The sequence below is a fragment of the Burkholderia cepacia ATCC 25416 genome, from assembly GCF_001411495.1.
In the GTDB taxonomy this organism is placed as follows: Bacteria; Pseudomonadota; Gammaproteobacteria; order Burkholderiales; family Burkholderiaceae; genus Burkholderia; species Burkholderia cepacia.
This window is the reverse complement of sequence record NZ_CP012981.1, coordinates 3195267-3210938: the sequence shown is the minus strand read 5'-3', so window position 1 is coordinate 3210938 and position 15672 is coordinate 3195267. Positions and strand designations below refer to the sequence as shown.

The following is a 15672-nucleotide window of genomic DNA, read 5'->3' as shown; positions in this document are numbered from 1 at the left end:
AGCGTGCGATGAAGATCCGGCTGATCAATCCGAATACGACGCAGCGGATGACCGACTCGATGGGCCGCTGCGCGCGCGAGGTCGCGGCCGCCGGCACGGAGATCGTGGCGGTGAGCCCGCCGATGGGGCCGCCGTCGATCGAAGGGTATTACGACGAGGCGCTCGCGACACCGGGGCTGCTTGCCGAGATCGCGCAAGGCGAGCGCGACGGCTGCGACGCATACGTGATCGCGTGCTTCGGCGATCCGGGCCTGTACGCGGCGCGCGAACTCGCGCGCGGGCCGGTGATCGGCATTGCCGAGGCCGCGATGCATGCGGCGAGCGTGCTCGCGCCGGGCTTCTCGGTCGTCACGACGCTCGCGCGCACCTGCGGGATGGCGTGGCACCTCGCGGAGCGCTACGGAATGAAGCGGTTCTGCCGCAACGTGCGCGCGACCGACGTCGCCGTGCTCGAGCTCGACCGGCCGGGCTCGGCCGCGCGGCGGATCATCGTCGACGAATGCCGGCGCGCGCTCGACGAGGACGGTGCCGACGCGATCGTGCTCGGCTGCGCGGGGATGGCCGAGTTCGCGCACGAAATCGAGCAGCAGATCGGCGCGCCGGTGGTCGAGGGCGTCACGGCGGCGGTCAAGTGGGCCGAGGCGCTCGTCGCGCTGCGCCTCGCGACGGCGAAGCGCGGCGATTACGCGCGGCCGCTGCCCAAGCGCTACGACGGCGCGTTCGCCCGCTTCAGCCCGCCGGACGGGGACGAGGCGGAGCCGGCCCCGAATTTGCCGCAACCGCACATACACACCGTCTGACACGCACTATCTGCGCCGCTGTATGGGCGCGTATGGGCGTTTTCGCTACACTGGGCCGTCATCGCATCGGCTTGCGCAGCCGGCCTCCGGCACCCGCGCGGTCGATGCGAACCCATTATTTCAGCGAGCTTTCGCCGCACCTCGAACCATGTCACTCGATCCCAACTATCCTCGCGACCTGATCGGCTACGGCCGCCATCCCGTGCAGGCGAACTGGCCGGGGCGCGCCCGCGTCGCCGTGCAATTCGTGCTGAACTACGAAGAGGGCGGCGAGAACTGCGTGCTGCACGGCGATCCGGGCTCCGAGCAGTTCCTGTCCGAAATCGTCGGCGCGGCCGCGTATCCCGACCGCCACATGAGCATGGAGTCGATCTACGAATACGGTTCGCGGGCCGGCGTGTGGCGTATCCTGCGCGAATTCGAGAAGCGCGGGATGCCGCTGACGGTATTCGGCGTCGGCATGGCGATCGAACGCCACCCGGAGCTCGCGCGCGCGTTCGTCGAGCTGGGCCATGAAATCGCGTGCCACGGCTGGCGCTGGATCCACTACCAGAGCATGACGCCGGAACTCGAGGCCGAGCACATGCGCCTCGGGATGGAAGCGATCGAGCGCGTGACGGGCGAGCGCCCGCTCGGCTGGTACACCGGCCGCGACAGCCCCAACACGCACCGTCTCGTCGCGGAATACGGCGGTTTCCTGTACGACTCCGACAACTACGGCGACGATCTTCCGTTCTGGATGGACGTCGAAGTGTCGGGCGGCAAGACGTCGCCGCAGCTGATCGTGCCGTACACGCTCGACACGAACGACATGCGCTTCGCGACGCCGCAGGGCTTCAACACCGGCGATCACTTCTTCGACTACCTGCGCGATGCGTTCGACGTGCTGTACGCGGAGGGCGACGAAGCGCCGAAGATGCTGTCGATCGGCATGCACTGCCGGCTGCTTGGCCGGCCGGGTCGTTTCCGCGGGCTGCAGCGTTTCCTCGATCACATCGAGAAGCACGATCGCGTATGGGTGACGCGCCGTGTCGATATCGCGCGTCATTGGCGTGAACATCATCCGTATCAGCCCAATCATCGAAACGAAGGGAAAGCATGAAGGCGATGCGCTACACGTTGGATCAACTGAACACGATGGCGCCGAGCGCATTTGTCGCGGCGTTGTCGGGGATCTTCGAACATTCGCCGTGGGTGGCCGAAGTCGCCGCCGGCGAGCGGCCGTTCGCGAGCATCGACGCGCTGCACAAGACGATGTCGGGTGCCGTGGAATCGGGCGGTGAAGCGCGCCAGCTCGCGCTGATCAACGCCCACCCGGAACTGGCCGGCAAGGCCGCCGTGCGCGGCGAGCTGACGGCCGAGTCGACGCGCGAGCAGAGCGGCGCGGGCCTCGACCAGTGCACGCAGGAAGAGTTCGACAAGCTGCTGACGCTGAACCGCACGTATCGCGAGAAGTTCGGCTTCCCGTTTATCCTCGCGGTGCGCGGTTATGACCGGCACGGCATCATCGCGAACTTCGAGTCGCGCGTGAATCATTCGCGCACCGAGGAACTGCGCGCGAGCCTCGACCAGATCTACCGGATCGCGCGCTTCCGCCTCGACGACCTGATCGACGCCTGACACCGCGGTACGGCCCGCTGCGTCGCAGCGGCCGGATCGCCTCACTGAAACAAGGAAACATCATGGCTGTTCCGCTTCTCGATCCCAACGCACCCGAATTCACGCGGCGCTACGTGAATCTTGCCGACCCGCGTCTCGGTGCGCAGGCGCTCGAGGCCAGCGACGATTTCTTCGCGCCGAAGGACCGGATGCTGAACCCCGAGCCGGCCGTCTTCATTCCCGGCAAGTACGACGACCACGGCAAGTGGATGGACGGCTGGGAAACGCGCCGCAAGCGCACGACGGGCTACGACTGGTGCATCGTCAAGCTCGCGCGCCCGGGCGTGATCAAGGGCTTCGACATCGACACGAGCCACTTCACCGGCAACTTCCCGCCGGCCGCGTCGATCGAGGCCGCGTTCGTGGCCGACGGCGCGCCGACGCAGGCGACCGAGTGGGTCGAGATCGTGCCGTCGACGACGCTGCAGGGCAACAGCCATCACTATGTCGACGCGAGCGACGCGCGTGCGTTCACGCACCTGCGCGTGAACATCTACCCGGATGGCGGCATTGCACGCCTGCGTGTGTACGGCCAGCCGCAGCTCGACTGGGCCGGCGCGAGCGCGACCGAGCAGTTCGACCTCGCGGCGATGGAAAACGGCGGTTACGTGGTGGCCGCGAACAACCAGCACTTCGGCGTCGCGTCGAACCTGCTGCTGCCGGGTCGCGGCGTGAACATGGGCGACGGCTGGGAAACCCGCCGCCGCCGCGAACCGGGCAACGACTGGGCGATCATCGCGCTCGCGCAGCCGGGCGTGATCCGCAAGATCGAAGTCGATACCGCGTTCTTCAAGGGCAACTATCCGGATCGCTGCTCGATCCAGGCCGCGTACGTGTCGGGCGGAACGGACAGCTCGCTGATCACGCAGTCGATGTTCTGGCCGGTGCTGCTCGGCGAACAGAAGCTGCAGATGGACAAGCAGCACTACTTCGAACAAGACATCGCGTCGCTCGGCCCCGTCACGCACGTGCGACTGAACATCATTCCGGACGGCGGCGTGTCGCGCCTGCGTCTGTGGGGGACGCTCGACAAATGAAGACGCTTGTCATCGAACCGCTGACCAGGGAAGCGTTCGCGCCGTTCGGCGACGTGATCGAAACGGAAGGGGCAAAGCAGATCCCGATCAACCTCGGCACGACGATCCGCTTCCACGATCTCGCGAAAGTCGACGTGACCGATGAAGACGGCCGCACGCTCGTCAACCTGTTCCGCGGCCAGCCGCGCACGCTGCCGTTCGAAGTGAAGATGCTCGAACGGCACCCGCTCGGCAGCCAGGCGTTCGTGCCGCTGAACGACCAGCCGTATCTCGTCGTCGTGGCGCCCGCGGGCGATCTCGATCCGGCGAAGATCCGCGCGTTCGTGACGAGCGGGTGGCAGGGCGTCAACTATGCGAAGGGCGTGTGGCATCACCCGCTGATCGCGCTCGGCGGCGTCAGCGACTTCATCGTCGTCGATCGCGGCGGCGACGGCCTGAACCTGAACGAGCAGGACCTGCAGGAATCGCTGTGGCTCACCGACGAGGCGCTGCACGCGCTGACGGCCTGAGTCGTCGCTGGCGGTTCCGCCATGGCCGATCGAAAACCCGCGCACGTTGCGCGGGTTTTTTCATGGTGCCGCCGTTTCGACGCGATTCAGGTCGCCGCGGTCTTGCGCGCGTCGCGCGAACCGTGGGCACCGCGGCGCCGGTCCGCGACCGGCGCATGCTCGGCGATCAGCCCGGCGGCCCAGTCGATGAAGACGCGCAGCTTCGCGCTGACGTGGCGGTTCGGCGGGAACGCGACGTACATCGGCATCGGTTCGAGCTGCCATCGCTCGAACAGCGGCACCAGTTCGCCGCGGGCGCGATGCGCGCCGGCCATGTAGTCGGGCAGCCACAGAATGCCCAGCCCGGCGAGGCCGGCCTCGAGGTACGCATTGCCGTCGTCGACCGCGAGCACGTAGCGTCCGCGCACGGTGATCCGCTCGCCGTCGCATGCCATCGCAAACGGCAACGCCTTGCCGGTGCGCGCCCACAGGAACCCGACGATCCGGTGATGCGAGTCCTCCAGCTCGTCCGGATGAGCCGGCGTGCCGGCACGCGCGAGATAGGCCGGCGACGCGTACACGCCGAGCCGCAGGTCGCCGACATGCCGCGCGACCAGCGAGCGGTCGGTCGGCTCGCCGCCGCGCACGACGCAGTCGACGTTCTCGCCGATCACGTCCACCACGCGGTCGCTCACGCCCATGTCGAGCTGGATGTCCGGATAGCGCGCATGGAACGCGGGCAGCGCGGGGATCAGGATCAGGCGCGCGAACGGGCTCGGCACGTCCACGCGCAGCCGCCCGCGGGGCGTCGCGGACGCCGCGGACAGGCTGGTTTCGGCATCGTCCATGTCGGCCAGCAGCCGCACGACGCGGTCGTAGTACGCGGCGCCGTCCGCGGTGACGACGACCTTGCGCGTCGTGCGGTTGAACAGCTTCACGCGCAGCCGTGCCTCGAGCTGCTGCACGAGTTGCGTGACGGTGGTGCGGCTCATGTGCAGTGTCTCGGCGGCCTTCGTGAAGCTGCCGGCTTCCACCACGCGGGCGAACGCCTGCATTGCGTCGAATCGGTCCATCGGGTCAGGGCTCCGCGTCGGTCGGGAATTGTTTGGGGCGCGCAAACAGTGTTGGACAGGGTTGCCGGTTTATTCGCCGCGCCACCGTCCTTAAAGTGCCTTCATCGTTGATGCCGGGGCGGTTTCGCCCCACAAACCGAAGGAGGTGCTGAATGGTAAAGCGTAGCGTGGTTTTTCCGCCCGGTCGGCAGGCACTGTACGAGCGCAACCGCTATTCGCCGGCGCTGCGCTCGAACGGCTTCCTGTTCGTGTCCGGGCAGGTGGGCAGCCGCGAGGACGGCTCGCCCGAACCGGAACTGGGCGTGCAGGTCCGCCGCGCGTTCGACAACCTGAACGCGGTACTGCGCGCGGCCGGCTGCACGTTCGACGACGTCGTCGACGTGACGGTGTTCCTCGTCGATCCCGAAGCGACGTTCGAGCGGATCTGGGAGATCGTCCCCGAGTACTGGGGCGACGCGCCTCATCCGACGCTGACCGCCGTCGGCGTGACCTGGCTGTACGGCTTCCAGTTCGAGATCAAGGCGATCGCGCGGCTGCCGGAGACGGTCGACGGGTGAGCCATGCCCGACACGGGGCCCGCGCGTCACGGCGCGACGGACACCTCCTGTTCGTACGCGCGATGCAGCAGGGCGACGAACGACGACGCGTCCGGCAGCGTCGCCGTGCCGAAGCGGTGCACGGCGACACCGGGCGTCCACGAGTTCATCACGACGGCGCCGGCCATCGACGGCAGGTCGGCCGGCGTCAGTTCGCGATCGTGCTGCGCGACGCCCAGGCGCGCCAGCTGCCGGCGCACGATGCGCATCGTGACTCCGCCGAGCATGCCGGCCACCGGCCACACGACCGCGTCGCCCGTCCAGAACGCCAGGTTCCAGATCGAGCCTTCGCTGATGCGTCCGTGGCGATCGACGAATGCCGCATCGTCGAAACCCTGCGCGATCGCGCGGCGCAGGAAGTGCGTCTTGGCGACTTCGCCGACGTGCTTGATCTCCGGCAGCACGCGCTCGTGATCGAACAACGCGAGATCGAGCGGGCCCGCCGGCCCCGACGACGGCGCGGCGGTGCGCACCAGCACGTCGAGCGCTTCGTCGTCGCGCGGCGCGACGAATTCCCCCGTCGTCGCATGCACGGTCGCCGTCAGCGACAGCGCCGACGGCGCGCGCTCGAGCGCAGCGCGCAGGAGCGCGCGAATCCGGTCGTCGGGCAGTGCCTGATTGAACAGTGCGTTCGACGCATCGCGCAGCCGCGCGAGATGCAGGTCGAGGCCGCGTACGCGGCCGTCGCGCACCTGCATCGCGGTGAAATGCGCGTGGCCCGCGAATGCGAGCGACGCGAGCGCGTCCGGGGTGGCGGCACCGCCGTTGAGCTGAACGACGGACGGGAACGGGGCAACGGTCATCGGCGGATCTCCGGGTTCGGTCGCGAGCGCGGGGCGGCTCGCGGCATCGTCAAGAAAGCCTATTGTTTGCGGATTGATGGCATCTTGAAAAACGAGTAGTTTTGGAACGGTCATCAAATCCGGTTTGAAGATCGATGGAACGCACGTGGCCAGGTACGCGCGCGCTGAGGACGTTCGATGCGGCGGCGCGGCACCTGAATTTCTCGCGGGCGGCCGACGAGGTCGGGCTGACGCCGGCGGCGGTCAGTCATCAGATCAAGGAAATCGAGGCGCAGCTCGACGTCGCACTGTTCGTCCGCACGAGCCGCAGCATCCGGCTGACGCCGGCCGGTGTCGTGCTGGCCGCCGCGGCCGCCGATGCGCTGGCGGGCCTGCAGCGCGCGACGGCCCGGGCGCGGCGCATCGCGCGGGAGCAGACGGAGTTGCGCGTGTCGGTCGGCGCGCGTTTCGCGACGCACTGGCTGCTGCCGCGCCTGCCGCGTTTCAGGGCCGCGCATCCGGCGTTCGAGCTGACGTTCGACATCACCGACCGGTTGCGCGATTTCGACGATGACGACGTCGATGTCGCGATCCGCTTCGGCACCGGGCGCTATCGCGACGCGTGCGCGCAGCGCCTGTTCGATACGTCGGTCGTCGCGGTCTGCGGCCCGGCACTGCTGTCGGCCGGGCCGCCGTTGCGCAAGCCGCGCGATCTGCTGCGCCATACGCTCTGCCAGGTCGATTGCGAAGTCGACGGCGTGACCTGGCCGCGCTGGTCGGCGTGGATGGCCGCGGCCGGCGTCGACGGTTTCGACGACAGCCGGTGCGTGTCGTTTCCGGATTCGAGCCACGTCGTGCAGGCCGTGACGGACGGCACGGCGGTCGGTCTTGCGGAACCGCACATGATCGCGCGCGATCTCGCGGAAGGGCGCGTGGTGCAGCTGTTCGACGTGAGCGTCGGGGTGGCGCCGGGCCTTGCGTATCACGTCGTGTATCCCGAACGCACGCAGGACGATCCGCGCATCGTCGCACTGCGCGGCTGGCTCGCGGACGAGGTCGCGACGATGCGCTCGTAGCGGTAGCAGCGGCGGCGCATGCTATCGTGCCCGCATCTCCACCGCACGATGCCCGGTTCCGGGCGTGTTCTTCCGATGAGCCAACCTGAAAACGACCTCGCGATCCTGCTGCGCACGATGCAGCCCGAACTGCATCCGGGTGCGTTCGCCTTCGTGTCGCTGCCGGCCGATGCAGACGTATCGTTATCCGAAGTCGTTGCGACGTTCCGCGAAGCGGAAGGGCTGACGGTCGTGGTCGACGAGGAAACGGCTGCACGTCGCGGCTGGCCGGTGCTGTTCCGCTCGGCCTGGATCACGCTGACCGTGCATTCCGACCTGGCGGCCGTCGGCCTCACGGCGGCGTTCGCGCGGGCACTCGGCGCGGCCGGCATCAGCTGCAACGTGATGGCGGCCGCGTACCACGATCACATCTTCGTGCCGTTCGACGACGGCCCGCGCGCGCTCGATGCGCTCGTCGCGCTCCAGCGCGACGCGACGCGCGGCTGACACGCGAAGGGCATCCGGGGCGCGCCAAAAAGAACGGGCCCGTCACCGGGCCCGAGAACGGAGAGGATTGCACCGGGCACTCACACCCGGCGCACGGCGGCTTACTTGTTCGCGCCACCCTCGAACCAGGCGGCGAGCTTCGTCCGCTCGTCGTCGGTCATGTGCGTGACGTTGCCGATCGGCATCGCCTTCAGGCGCACCGCCTGTTCGTAGATGCGCTGTGCGTTCTTCGACACTTCGTCCGGCGTGTCGAACATCACGCCCGCGGGCGCGCTGCCCATCAGCGTCGGCTTCGATGAGTGGCACTCGACGCAGCGTTGCTGCAGGATCGGCATGATGTCGTTGATCACGATCTTCGGTGCGTTGGCCGCTTGCGCTTCCGGTGCGACCGGCTTCGGCATCGTCCAGACCAGCGCACCCGACAGCAGTGCGACGCCGCCGATCGGCAGGTACCACAGCTGCTTGCCGCGGTGACGCATCACGAAGAACTGGCGGATCAGCGCGCCGGCCAGCATGATCAGCACGAGCACGACCCAGTTGAACTTGTTCGTGTAGGTCATCGCGTAGTGGTTCGACAGCATCGCGAACACGACCGGCAGCGTGAAGTACGTGTTGTGCACCGAGCGCTGCTTGCCGCGCTTGCCGTAGATCGGGTTCGGCTCTTCGCCCTTGAGCATCTTGTCGACCATCTTGCGCTGGCCGGGGATGATCACGAAGAACACGTTCGCCGACATGATCGTCGCGAGCATCGCGCCGACGATCAGGTAGGCGGCACGGCCCGCGAAGATATGGCACGCGAGGTAGGCGGCGGCGACCACGTAGATGCCGACGCAGATGCCGAGCACGCGGTCGTTGGTGCCGAGGATGCGGCACAGCGAGTCGTAGACGATCCAGCCGGCCGCGAGGAAGCCGAGTGCGGACGCGACGGCGACCACCGGGCCCATGTCGAGCACGCTCTTGTCGATCAGGTAGGTGTTCGGTGCGAGCAGGTACAGCACGAAGAACAGCGAGAAGCCCGACAGCCAGGTCGTGTACGACGGCCACTTCGACCAATGCAGGTCATCCGGCATTTCCGGCGGGGCGACCGTGTATTTCTGCATGTTGTAGAAACCGCCGCCGTGGACATGCCACAGCTCGCCGAACACGCCGCGCTTGCGCTGGTTCGGGTCGGTCGGCGGTTTCAGGCTGTTGTCGAGCGCGACGAAATAGAACGACTCGCCGATCCACGCAATGGCGACGATGACGTGCAGCCATCGCAGCGCGAGGTTCAGCCAGTCGGTGATGAAGCCTTCCATGAAACTCCTCCAGACTCAAATCGTTTGTTTGATGCGGGCGCTGATTCGAATGTCAGCTGCCGCGATAGGTGCTGTACGACCACGGCGACACGAGCAGCGGCACGTGGTAGTGCGAAGCGGTGTCGGCGATGCCGAAGCGCAGCACGACGCGGTCGACGAAACGGGGTTCGGGCACCTTCACGCCGAGCGACGCGAAGTAGTCGCCAGCATGGAACACGAGTTCGTATGCGCCGGCGGCGAGCGCGGCGCCTTCGAGCAGGGGTTCGTCGCAGCGGCCGTCGCTATTGGTGAGCACGGTCTTGAGCGCGCGGCGCGATTCGCCGTCCAGCGCGTAGAGGTCCACCTTGATTGCCGCGCCGGGACGGCCGTGCGCCGTATCGAGTACGTGGGTAGTGAGCTTTCCCATTCGTTGTGTCCTTATGTGAATGCGGGGTTCGGCGGCGACTCGATCCATTGACTGTGCGGCGGATCGAGGCTCCACGTCACGTGGCTACATACCCGTCGGCGAGATTGAAGCGAGCGCCGTGCAGGCATTGTAAAAAGGTTCCCCGCGCAAATACGGGCGCGATATCAAAGATAATGCGCCGCGCATGAGCGGCTGTCGACGGTATGCCGGATACCGCTTCCGGCGGGCTTTTCGGGTGTTTCCGGCCTTTCGCCGGGTGGTGCGCGGCGTACCATATCGAAACCGTGAAGCGCGGTATTCCGGATCGCGCATTGTGTGCGGCGCGTGCTTGGGCGATCCTCCCGCCGTGCGCGTCGGCCTGTGGCCCGCGCGTACCCCGAAGACGGCGAGCACGCCGGGTAACCGGGCCAGGGCGTTCGAACGGACGCAGGCACCGGAGCGTGCCGCGATTCAGCGTTCGAACGGCTGTGTGACCGCCTCCAGGATCAGCGCCTGGGGGCAACCGACGCGGAGAACGCATGAACCTCGAGCAGCACGCTGGCGCACGCGCGCCGAACCCTTCCTCGTCCCGCCCGAAAACCCTGCTGGTCAAGCACGCCGACGTGCTCGTGACCATGGACGACACGCGTCGCGAGCTGCGCGACGCCGGGCTCTACATCGAAGACAACCGGATCGTCGCGGTCGGCCCGAGCGCCGAGCTGCCCGACACGGCCGACGAAGTGCTCGACCTGCGCGGCCACCTCGTGATCCCGGGGCTCGTGAACACGCACCACCACATGTACCAGAGCCTGACGCGCGCGGTGCCGGCCGCGCAGAATGCCGAACTGTTCGGCTGGCTCACGAACCTGTACCGGATCTGGGCGCACCTGACGCCCGAGATGATCGAGGTGTCGACGCTCACCGCGATGGCCGAGCTGCTGCAGTCGGGCTGCACGACGTCGAGCGACCACCTGTACATCTACCCGAACGGCAGCCGCCTCGACGACAGCATCGGCGCCGCGCAGCGGATCGGCATGCGCTTTCACGCGAGCCGCGGCTCGATGAGTGTCGGCCAGCGCGACGGCGGGCTGCCGCCCGATTCGGTCGTCGAGCGCGAGCCCGAGATCCTGCGCGACACGCAGCGCCTGATCGAGACCTATCACGACGAAGGCCGCTACGCGATGCTGCGCGTGGTGGTCGCGCCGTGCTCGCCGTTCTCGGTGAGCCGCGAGCTGATGCGCGACGCGGCCGTGCTGGCGCGCGAATACGGCGTGTCGCTGCACACGCACCTCGCGGAGAACGTCAACGATATCGCGTACAGCCGCGAGAAGTTCGGGATGACGCCGGCCGAATATGCGGAAGATCTCGGCTGGGTCGGCCACGACGTGTGGCATGCGCACTGCGTGCAGCTCGACGATGCGGGCATCGGCCTGTTCGCGCGCACCGGTACGGGCGTCGCGCACTGTCCGTGCTCGAACATGCGGCTCGCGTCGGGCATCGCGCCGGTGAAGAAGATGCGTCTCGCGGGCGTGCCGGTCGGCCTTGGCGTCGACGGCTCCGCGTCGAACGACGGCGCGCAGATGGTCGCGGAAGTGCGGCAGGCGCTGCTGCTGCAACGGGTCGGTTTCGGGCCCGATGCAATGACCGCGCGCGAAGCGCTCGAGATCGCGACGCTCGGCGGCGCGAAGGTGCTGAACCGCGACGATATCGGCGCGCTGAAGCCCGGCATGGCCGCCGACTTCGCCGCATTCGACCTGCGCCAGCCGCTGTTCGCGGGGGCGCTGCACGATCCGGTCGCGGCGCTCGTGTTCTGCGCGCCGTCGCAGACGGCGTACACGGTGGTGAACGGGAAGGTGGTGGTGCGGGAGGGGCGGCTGGCGACGCTCGATCTGCCGCCCGTCATCGCGCGGCATAACGCGCTGGCGCAGGCACTCGTGGAGGCGTCGCGCTGATATGCACTGAGCTGGAGAGTGCGCCGCGCGCTGCACGTCGGGCGCGTGGCGGCCGAGGCCGGGATCCGTCACGCGCGGCCGCACGAGGCCGCTTCGGGCCACACCGGGCCACACCGCAGCGGCGTGGCCGGCGCGCGCGTCGTGCGCGCTTACGCTTCGATCAGCGTCCGGGTGGCTTCGGCGACGAGGCTGCGCAGCCAGCGCACTTCGTCGGAGTAGTGGCAGCGCTCGTGCCACAGCTGGTAGTACTGCATCGGCGGGAAGTCGAGCGGTGCCGGCACGACCGACAGCGGCAGGAACTTCGCGTAGTGATCGGCGAACAGGCGCGTTGTCGTGAAGATCAGGTCGGACTTCACGAGCACGTACGGCGCGAGGTTGAAGTACGGCAGCGTGACGACCACGTGGCGCTTGAGCCGTTCGCGCGCGAGATGCACGTCGATCGCGCCGCGCTGGCCGACCGAGTACGGCGTCGGCGCGAGATGCGGCGCGTTCAGGTACTGGTCGAGCGTGAGCCCGCCACGCTTCGCGAACGGGTGCGTGTTGCTCATCAGGCAGACGATTTCGTCGACGAACAGGTTCGACAGGTGCAGCTGCTCGGGCGGTTCGGGCCAGTTGCCGACGACGATGTCGAGCTTGCCGTCCTCCAGCGCGAGCTCGTAGTCGAAGGCGGGGCCGAGCGAATGGAACTCGAGCGTCGCGTTCGGCGCGGCCAGGCGAAAGCGCTCGACGACGGTCGGCACGAACAGCACGTTCAGGTAGTCGGGGCAGCCGATCCGGTAGCAGCGGATCGACGTGGCCGGGTCGAAGTTGTGCTGCTGGAACTTGATCCGCTCGATTTCACGCAGCGCGTTCTGCACGGGCTCGAGCAGGCGCAGCCCGTATTCGGTCGGCACCATGCCGGATTTGCCGCGCACCAGCAGCGGATCGCCGGTGATGTCGCGCAGGCGCCGCAGCGCGGCGCTGATCGCCGGTTGCGACTGGTTCAGTTTGACGGCCGCGCGCGTGACGCTGCGCTCCATCAACAAGGTGTGCAAGACGCGCAAGAGGTACGTGTCGATCGCCTCGCGTTGCTGACTCATGATTTCTCCGGGTTATATGGCTGGGCTGATCGAGGGGTACTGTGGGTATATCGTTTTTAATATGAACGAAAATCAGCGTCAAGAGATGGATACCCGCAGGCACCCGCCGGCCGGGCCGCGACAAGGGGCCTGAACAGGGTTGCAAGCGGGCGCGCCGCGCCGTGCGGAGGCACGTGTGGTGCGACTCCGGATCGCGGCGCGGCGTGGGGTGCGACGGGCGCGTCAGTCGTCGATGCGCATGCCGACCTTCAGCGTCACCTGCCAGTGAACCACCTGGTCGCCTTCGATGTGGCCGCGCGTTTCGGTCACCTGGAACCAGTGCAGGTTGTGCAGTGTCTTGCCGGCTTTCGAGATCGCGTTGCGGATGGCGTCGTCGCTCGATTGCTGTGACGAACCGGTCAGTTCGATCATCTTGTACACGTGGTCGCTCATGATGCGCTCCCTGGGATATCGGCATATATCGCCGGTGCAGGTCGCGTTCCCGAAGCGGCGCCGCGCGTGCCCGGCTTCTTGAGTGATAGGTATGATGGGCGGCAAGTGCAACCCATATCGGAGACGAGGAACATCGTGGAAGTCGGATTTTGCGGACCGGGATTGATGGGCGCGCCGATGATTCGGCATTTGCTGGCGGCCGGGCATCGGGTCAGCGTGTGGAATCGTTCGCGCGACAAGGCCGAGGCGCTCGTGAAGGACGGCGCGCAAGTGGCCGGCACGCCGCGTGAACTGGCGGAGCGCGTCGATACGGTATTCATGTGCGTGCTCGACGGCCGCGCGGTGGGCGACGTCGTGTTCGGCGAGCACGGGCTGCTGGCAGGCGACGCCGCCGCGCGTCGCCTGCAACGCATCGTCGATCATTCGAGCATCCCGCCTGCCGCGACGCGCGATTACGCGGCGCGCGCGGCCGCACTCGGCGTCGGCTGGATCGATGCGCCCGTATCGGGCGGCGTGCCCGGCGCGCAGGCCGGCACGCTCTCGGTGATGGCCGGCGGCCGCGCGGCCGATCTCGACACGGTGCGGCCGCTGATCGACACGTACGCGTCGCGCATCACGCACATGGGCGACGCGGGCGCGGGGCAGACGGCGAAGCTGTGCAACCAGGCGATCGTCACCGCGACGGTGACCGCGATTGCCGAGGCCGTCGGTCTCGCGCAGGCGAGCGGCATCGATGCCGCCCGGTTGGCCGAAGCGCTGGCCGGCGGCTGGGCCGATTCGGTGCTGCTGCAGACGTTCGTGCCGCGCATGACGTCGGGCGGTCATGCACCGATCGGCGCGCTCAGCACGTTCCAGAAGGACGTCGATGCGATCGCCGACGCGGCGCGCGACACGGGTGCGGTGATGCCGGTGTCGGCCACCGTGCAGCAGGTGCTGCGGCTGGGCGCCGCGCAAGGGCTCGCCGGCGCCGATTTCGCCGCGTTCATCGACATCGTGCGGCCCGGCAACGGGCGTCGGCAGGCGTCGTGACGGGCAAGCGGGGCGGGTGAATGGCAGATGGGCCGCCCGGAGGCGGCCCATCGAATGGCAGGCGGATCAGCCGAGGGAGCGGGGTGTCGTGTCGCCGGCGTTCTGGCGGCCGAGCCCGCCGCGCAGGCTCGCTTTCGTGCCTGCACCAAACTCGGGCAGGATGCGCGCACGCGCACGGCTGGCGAACACGAGGAAACCGAAGCCGTTCGCTTCGTACCAGTAACCACCGTTCTCGAGGCCGTCGAGCGGCTGCTCGAGCGCGTTGGCGATCGATTCGATGCAACGCTTGCGCAGCTCGGCGATGGCGGGATAGGGCGGCTGGGCGCCGCGCACGCTGCACAGGAGCACGTCGAGACCGGGCAGCACGTGTGCGTACAGGACGGGTTCGTCCTGCGCACGGGCGCGGGCAATCTTGGTGTCGAGCTGGGCAAACGGTTTCGAGTGGCGCAATACCGCGAGGAATGACTCCTGGCCATCCTGCTGGGCACGCCGACGTTTTTTCGGGAAGGACATAAACACTCGCCTCAAAAACAATTGCAAGAAATGCGGCATTTTCATGCGACCCACTCCCGGCTATGTACGCCGCATGTCGATCCTTTATAGCACACGAAAATGCTGCCTTCGTGCAGTACGACGATCAATGTCTCCCGTCGACCTGCTCGCCATGATCGACACAGTCAGCGTCTTGGCGCCCGTACTGTCGTTTAGTCTCCATCATAGACCTGCTTTTCCCGCGCGTGCATTCGCCCGTCACAAAAAAGTGAGATAGGCCGCATGCGGCGGTGCATCGCGCGCAATAAAAAGGCCCGCACGGGGCGGGCCTGGCAGGCGGGGTGCTCGGCGATCAGCGCTGCTTCAGCGAATCGCGGATCTCGCGCAGCAGCACCGTGTCTTCCGGCGTCGCGGCCGGTGCGGCTTCTTCCGGCTTGCGCAGCTTGTTGATGAATTTCACCATCAGGAAAATGATGAATGCGAGGATGACGAAATTGATCGCTACGGTGATGAACGAGCCGTAGCCGAACGCGGCGACACCCGCGGCCTGCAGGTCCTTGAACGAATCGGGATTACCCTTGAACGTCGGGGGGATGGTGCCGAGCAGAACGAACTTGTTCGAGAAATCCAGACCGCCCGTCAGCACGCCGATCACCGGCATGATGAGGTCTTTCACGACCGAGTCGACGATCTTCGAGAACGCGCCGCCGATGATCACGCCGACGGCGAGATCCATGACGTTGCCCTTGACGGCGAACTCCTTGAATTCCTTGATGATGCTCATGAGCGGCTTTCTCCTGTTGGGGGCGAGGGGAGGCGTGCCGCGACGCGCGGGGATGCAGAGCGTCGAATGAGGGTCGGTGGCACGCCGATGGCCGCATGATAGCGAACGCTCCCCATTGCCGGTAGTCCATCTTGAAATGATTGACAAATCCGCGCGTCGGCGCGGCCGGCGCTGAAGGGGAGCGTGGCGTGCGTTGGAGTGCGCCGCGGGTGTGTCGACGCGCCGCG

At 67.4% G+C, this 15672-nt stretch carries 18 protein-coding genes; 10 read left to right on the top strand and 8 right to left on the bottom strand.

Translation table 11 applies throughout. The features are described from left to right. The first annotated feature begins 8 nt into the window (after window positions 1-8). The 5 genes from APZ15_RS14805 to APZ15_RS14785 all read left to right on the top strand — a co-directional run bounded on the left by APZ15_RS14805 (window position 9) and on the right by APZ15_RS14785 (window position 4005). Window positions 9-800, top strand: a complete 792-nt coding sequence (locus tag APZ15_RS14805) for an aspartate/glutamate racemase family protein (protein ID WP_027787127.1) — start codon at window positions 9-11, stop codon at window positions 798-800. Window positions 801-948: 148 nt separating this feature from the next. Next, the gene (puuE, locus tag APZ15_RS14800) at window positions 949-1902 is read left to right on the top strand and encodes an allantoinase PuuE (protein WP_027787128.1); all 954 of its coding nucleotides are present in this window, start codon (window positions 949-951) and stop codon (window positions 1900-1902) included. Beyond that, complete coding sequence (gene uraD / locus APZ15_RS14795; RefSeq protein WP_027787129.1) at window positions 1899-2420, top strand: 2-oxo-4-hydroxy-4-carboxy-5-ureidoimidazoline decarboxylase; 522 nt, start codon at window positions 1899-1901, stop codon at window positions 2418-2420. Before puuE ends, uraD begins: the two co-directional genes overlap by 4 nt. Before the next feature lie 62 nt (window positions 2421-2482). Beyond that, a complete protein-coding gene (gene alc, locus APZ15_RS14790; RefSeq protein WP_027787130.1) occupies window positions 2483-3496 on the top strand; it encodes an allantoicase in 1014 nt (337 codons plus the stop codon). Then, window positions 3493-4005: an ureidoglycolate lyase gene (locus APZ15_RS14785; RefSeq protein WP_027787131.1), complete on the top strand. Its 513-nt coding sequence runs from the start codon at window positions 3493-3495 to the stop codon at window positions 4003-4005. Before alc ends, APZ15_RS14785 begins: the two co-directional genes overlap by 4 nt. Before the next feature lie 86 nt (window positions 4006-4091). Here APZ15_RS14785 and APZ15_RS14780 read toward each other — a convergent pair whose 3' ends face one another. Continuing rightward, on the bottom strand, window positions 4092-5057 hold the full coding sequence (locus tag APZ15_RS14780) for a LysR family transcriptional regulator (protein WP_027787132.1): 966 nt from the start codon (window positions 5055-5057) through the stop codon (window positions 4092-4094). A 152-nt stretch (window positions 5058-5209) separates the two neighbouring features. Here APZ15_RS14780 and APZ15_RS14775 point away from each other — a divergent pair, with 152 nt between their 5' ends. Further along, the gene (locus APZ15_RS14775; RefSeq protein WP_027787133.1) at window positions 5210-5614 is read left to right on the top strand and encodes a RidA family protein; all 405 of its coding nucleotides are present in this window, start codon (window positions 5210-5212) and stop codon (window positions 5612-5614) included. A 26-nt stretch (window positions 5615-5640) separates the two neighbouring features. Here the strand turns inward: APZ15_RS14775 and APZ15_RS14770 are convergent, their stop codons facing one another. Continuing rightward, window positions 5641-6456 (bottom strand): aminotransferase class IV family protein, encoded by an 816-nt coding sequence (locus APZ15_RS14770; RefSeq protein WP_027787134.1) that lies wholly within the window; start codon window positions 6454-6456, stop codon window positions 5641-5643. 134 nt (window positions 6457-6590) lie between these two features. Between APZ15_RS14770 and APZ15_RS14765 the strand changes: the two genes are divergently transcribed. Together APZ15_RS14765 and APZ15_RS14760 are read left to right on the top strand one after the other, a co-directional pair. After that, a complete protein-coding gene (locus APZ15_RS14765; protein ID WP_027787135.1) occupies window positions 6591-7511 on the top strand; it encodes a LysR substrate-binding domain-containing protein in 921 nt (306 codons plus the stop codon). A gap of 75 nt (window positions 7512-7586) precedes the next feature. Then, window positions 7587-7997 (top strand): ACT domain-containing protein, encoded by a 411-nt coding sequence (locus APZ15_RS14760; RefSeq protein ID WP_027787136.1) that lies wholly within the window; start codon window positions 7587-7589, stop codon window positions 7995-7997. A 101-nt stretch (window positions 7998-8098) separates the two neighbouring features. Here APZ15_RS14760 and APZ15_RS14755 read toward each other — a convergent pair whose 3' ends face one another. Together APZ15_RS14755 and uraH are read right to left on the bottom strand one after the other, a co-directional pair. After that, complete coding sequence (locus tag APZ15_RS14755; protein ID WP_021160368.1) at window positions 8099-9292, bottom strand: urate hydroxylase PuuD; 1194 nt, start codon at window positions 9290-9292, stop codon at window positions 8099-8101. 52 nt (window positions 9293-9344) lie between these two features. Then, window positions 9345-9698 carry a hydroxyisourate hydrolase gene (gene uraH, locus APZ15_RS14750; RefSeq protein WP_027787137.1) on the bottom strand — a complete coding sequence of 118 codons (354 nt, stop codon included), beginning with the start codon at window positions 9696-9698 and terminating at the stop codon, window positions 9345-9347. Between the two features lie 518 nt (window positions 9699-10216). Between uraH and APZ15_RS14745 the strand changes: the two genes are divergently transcribed. Next, window positions 10217-11629: an 8-oxoguanine deaminase gene (locus APZ15_RS14745; protein ID WP_021160371.1), complete on the top strand. Its 1413-nt coding sequence runs from the start codon at window positions 10217-10219 to the stop codon at window positions 11627-11629. 149 nt (window positions 11630-11778) lie between these two features. Here the strand turns inward: APZ15_RS14745 and APZ15_RS14740 are convergent, their stop codons facing one another. Then, window positions 11779-12708, bottom strand: a complete 930-nt coding sequence (locus APZ15_RS14740) for a LysR substrate-binding domain-containing protein (protein ID WP_006478550.1) — start codon at window positions 12706-12708, stop codon at window positions 11779-11781. 222 nt (window positions 12709-12930) lie between these two features. Beyond that, window positions 12931-13140, bottom strand: a complete 210-nt coding sequence (locus APZ15_RS14735) for a dodecin (RefSeq protein ID WP_021160372.1) — start codon at window positions 13138-13140, stop codon at window positions 12931-12933. A gap of 135 nt (window positions 13141-13275) precedes the next feature. Here APZ15_RS14735 and APZ15_RS14730 point away from each other — a divergent pair, with 135 nt between their 5' ends. Then, window positions 13276-14169 carry an NAD(P)-dependent oxidoreductase gene (locus APZ15_RS14730; RefSeq protein ID WP_027787138.1) on the top strand — a complete coding sequence of 298 codons (894 nt, stop codon included), beginning with the start codon at window positions 13276-13278 and terminating at the stop codon, window positions 14167-14169. Window positions 14170-14235: 66 nt separating this feature from the next. On the opposite strand, the gene APZ15_RS14725 is transcribed toward APZ15_RS14730, so the two are convergent. Beyond that, a complete protein-coding gene (locus APZ15_RS14725; protein WP_027784713.1) occupies window positions 14236-14682 on the bottom strand; it encodes a hypothetical protein in 447 nt (148 codons plus the stop codon). Between the two features lie 331 nt (window positions 14683-15013). Continuing rightward, window positions 15014-15445 (bottom strand): large conductance mechanosensitive channel protein MscL, encoded by a 432-nt coding sequence (gene mscL, locus APZ15_RS14720; protein WP_006487991.1) that lies wholly within the window; start codon window positions 15443-15445, stop codon window positions 15014-15016. Window positions 15446-15672: the final 227 nt, after the last annotated feature.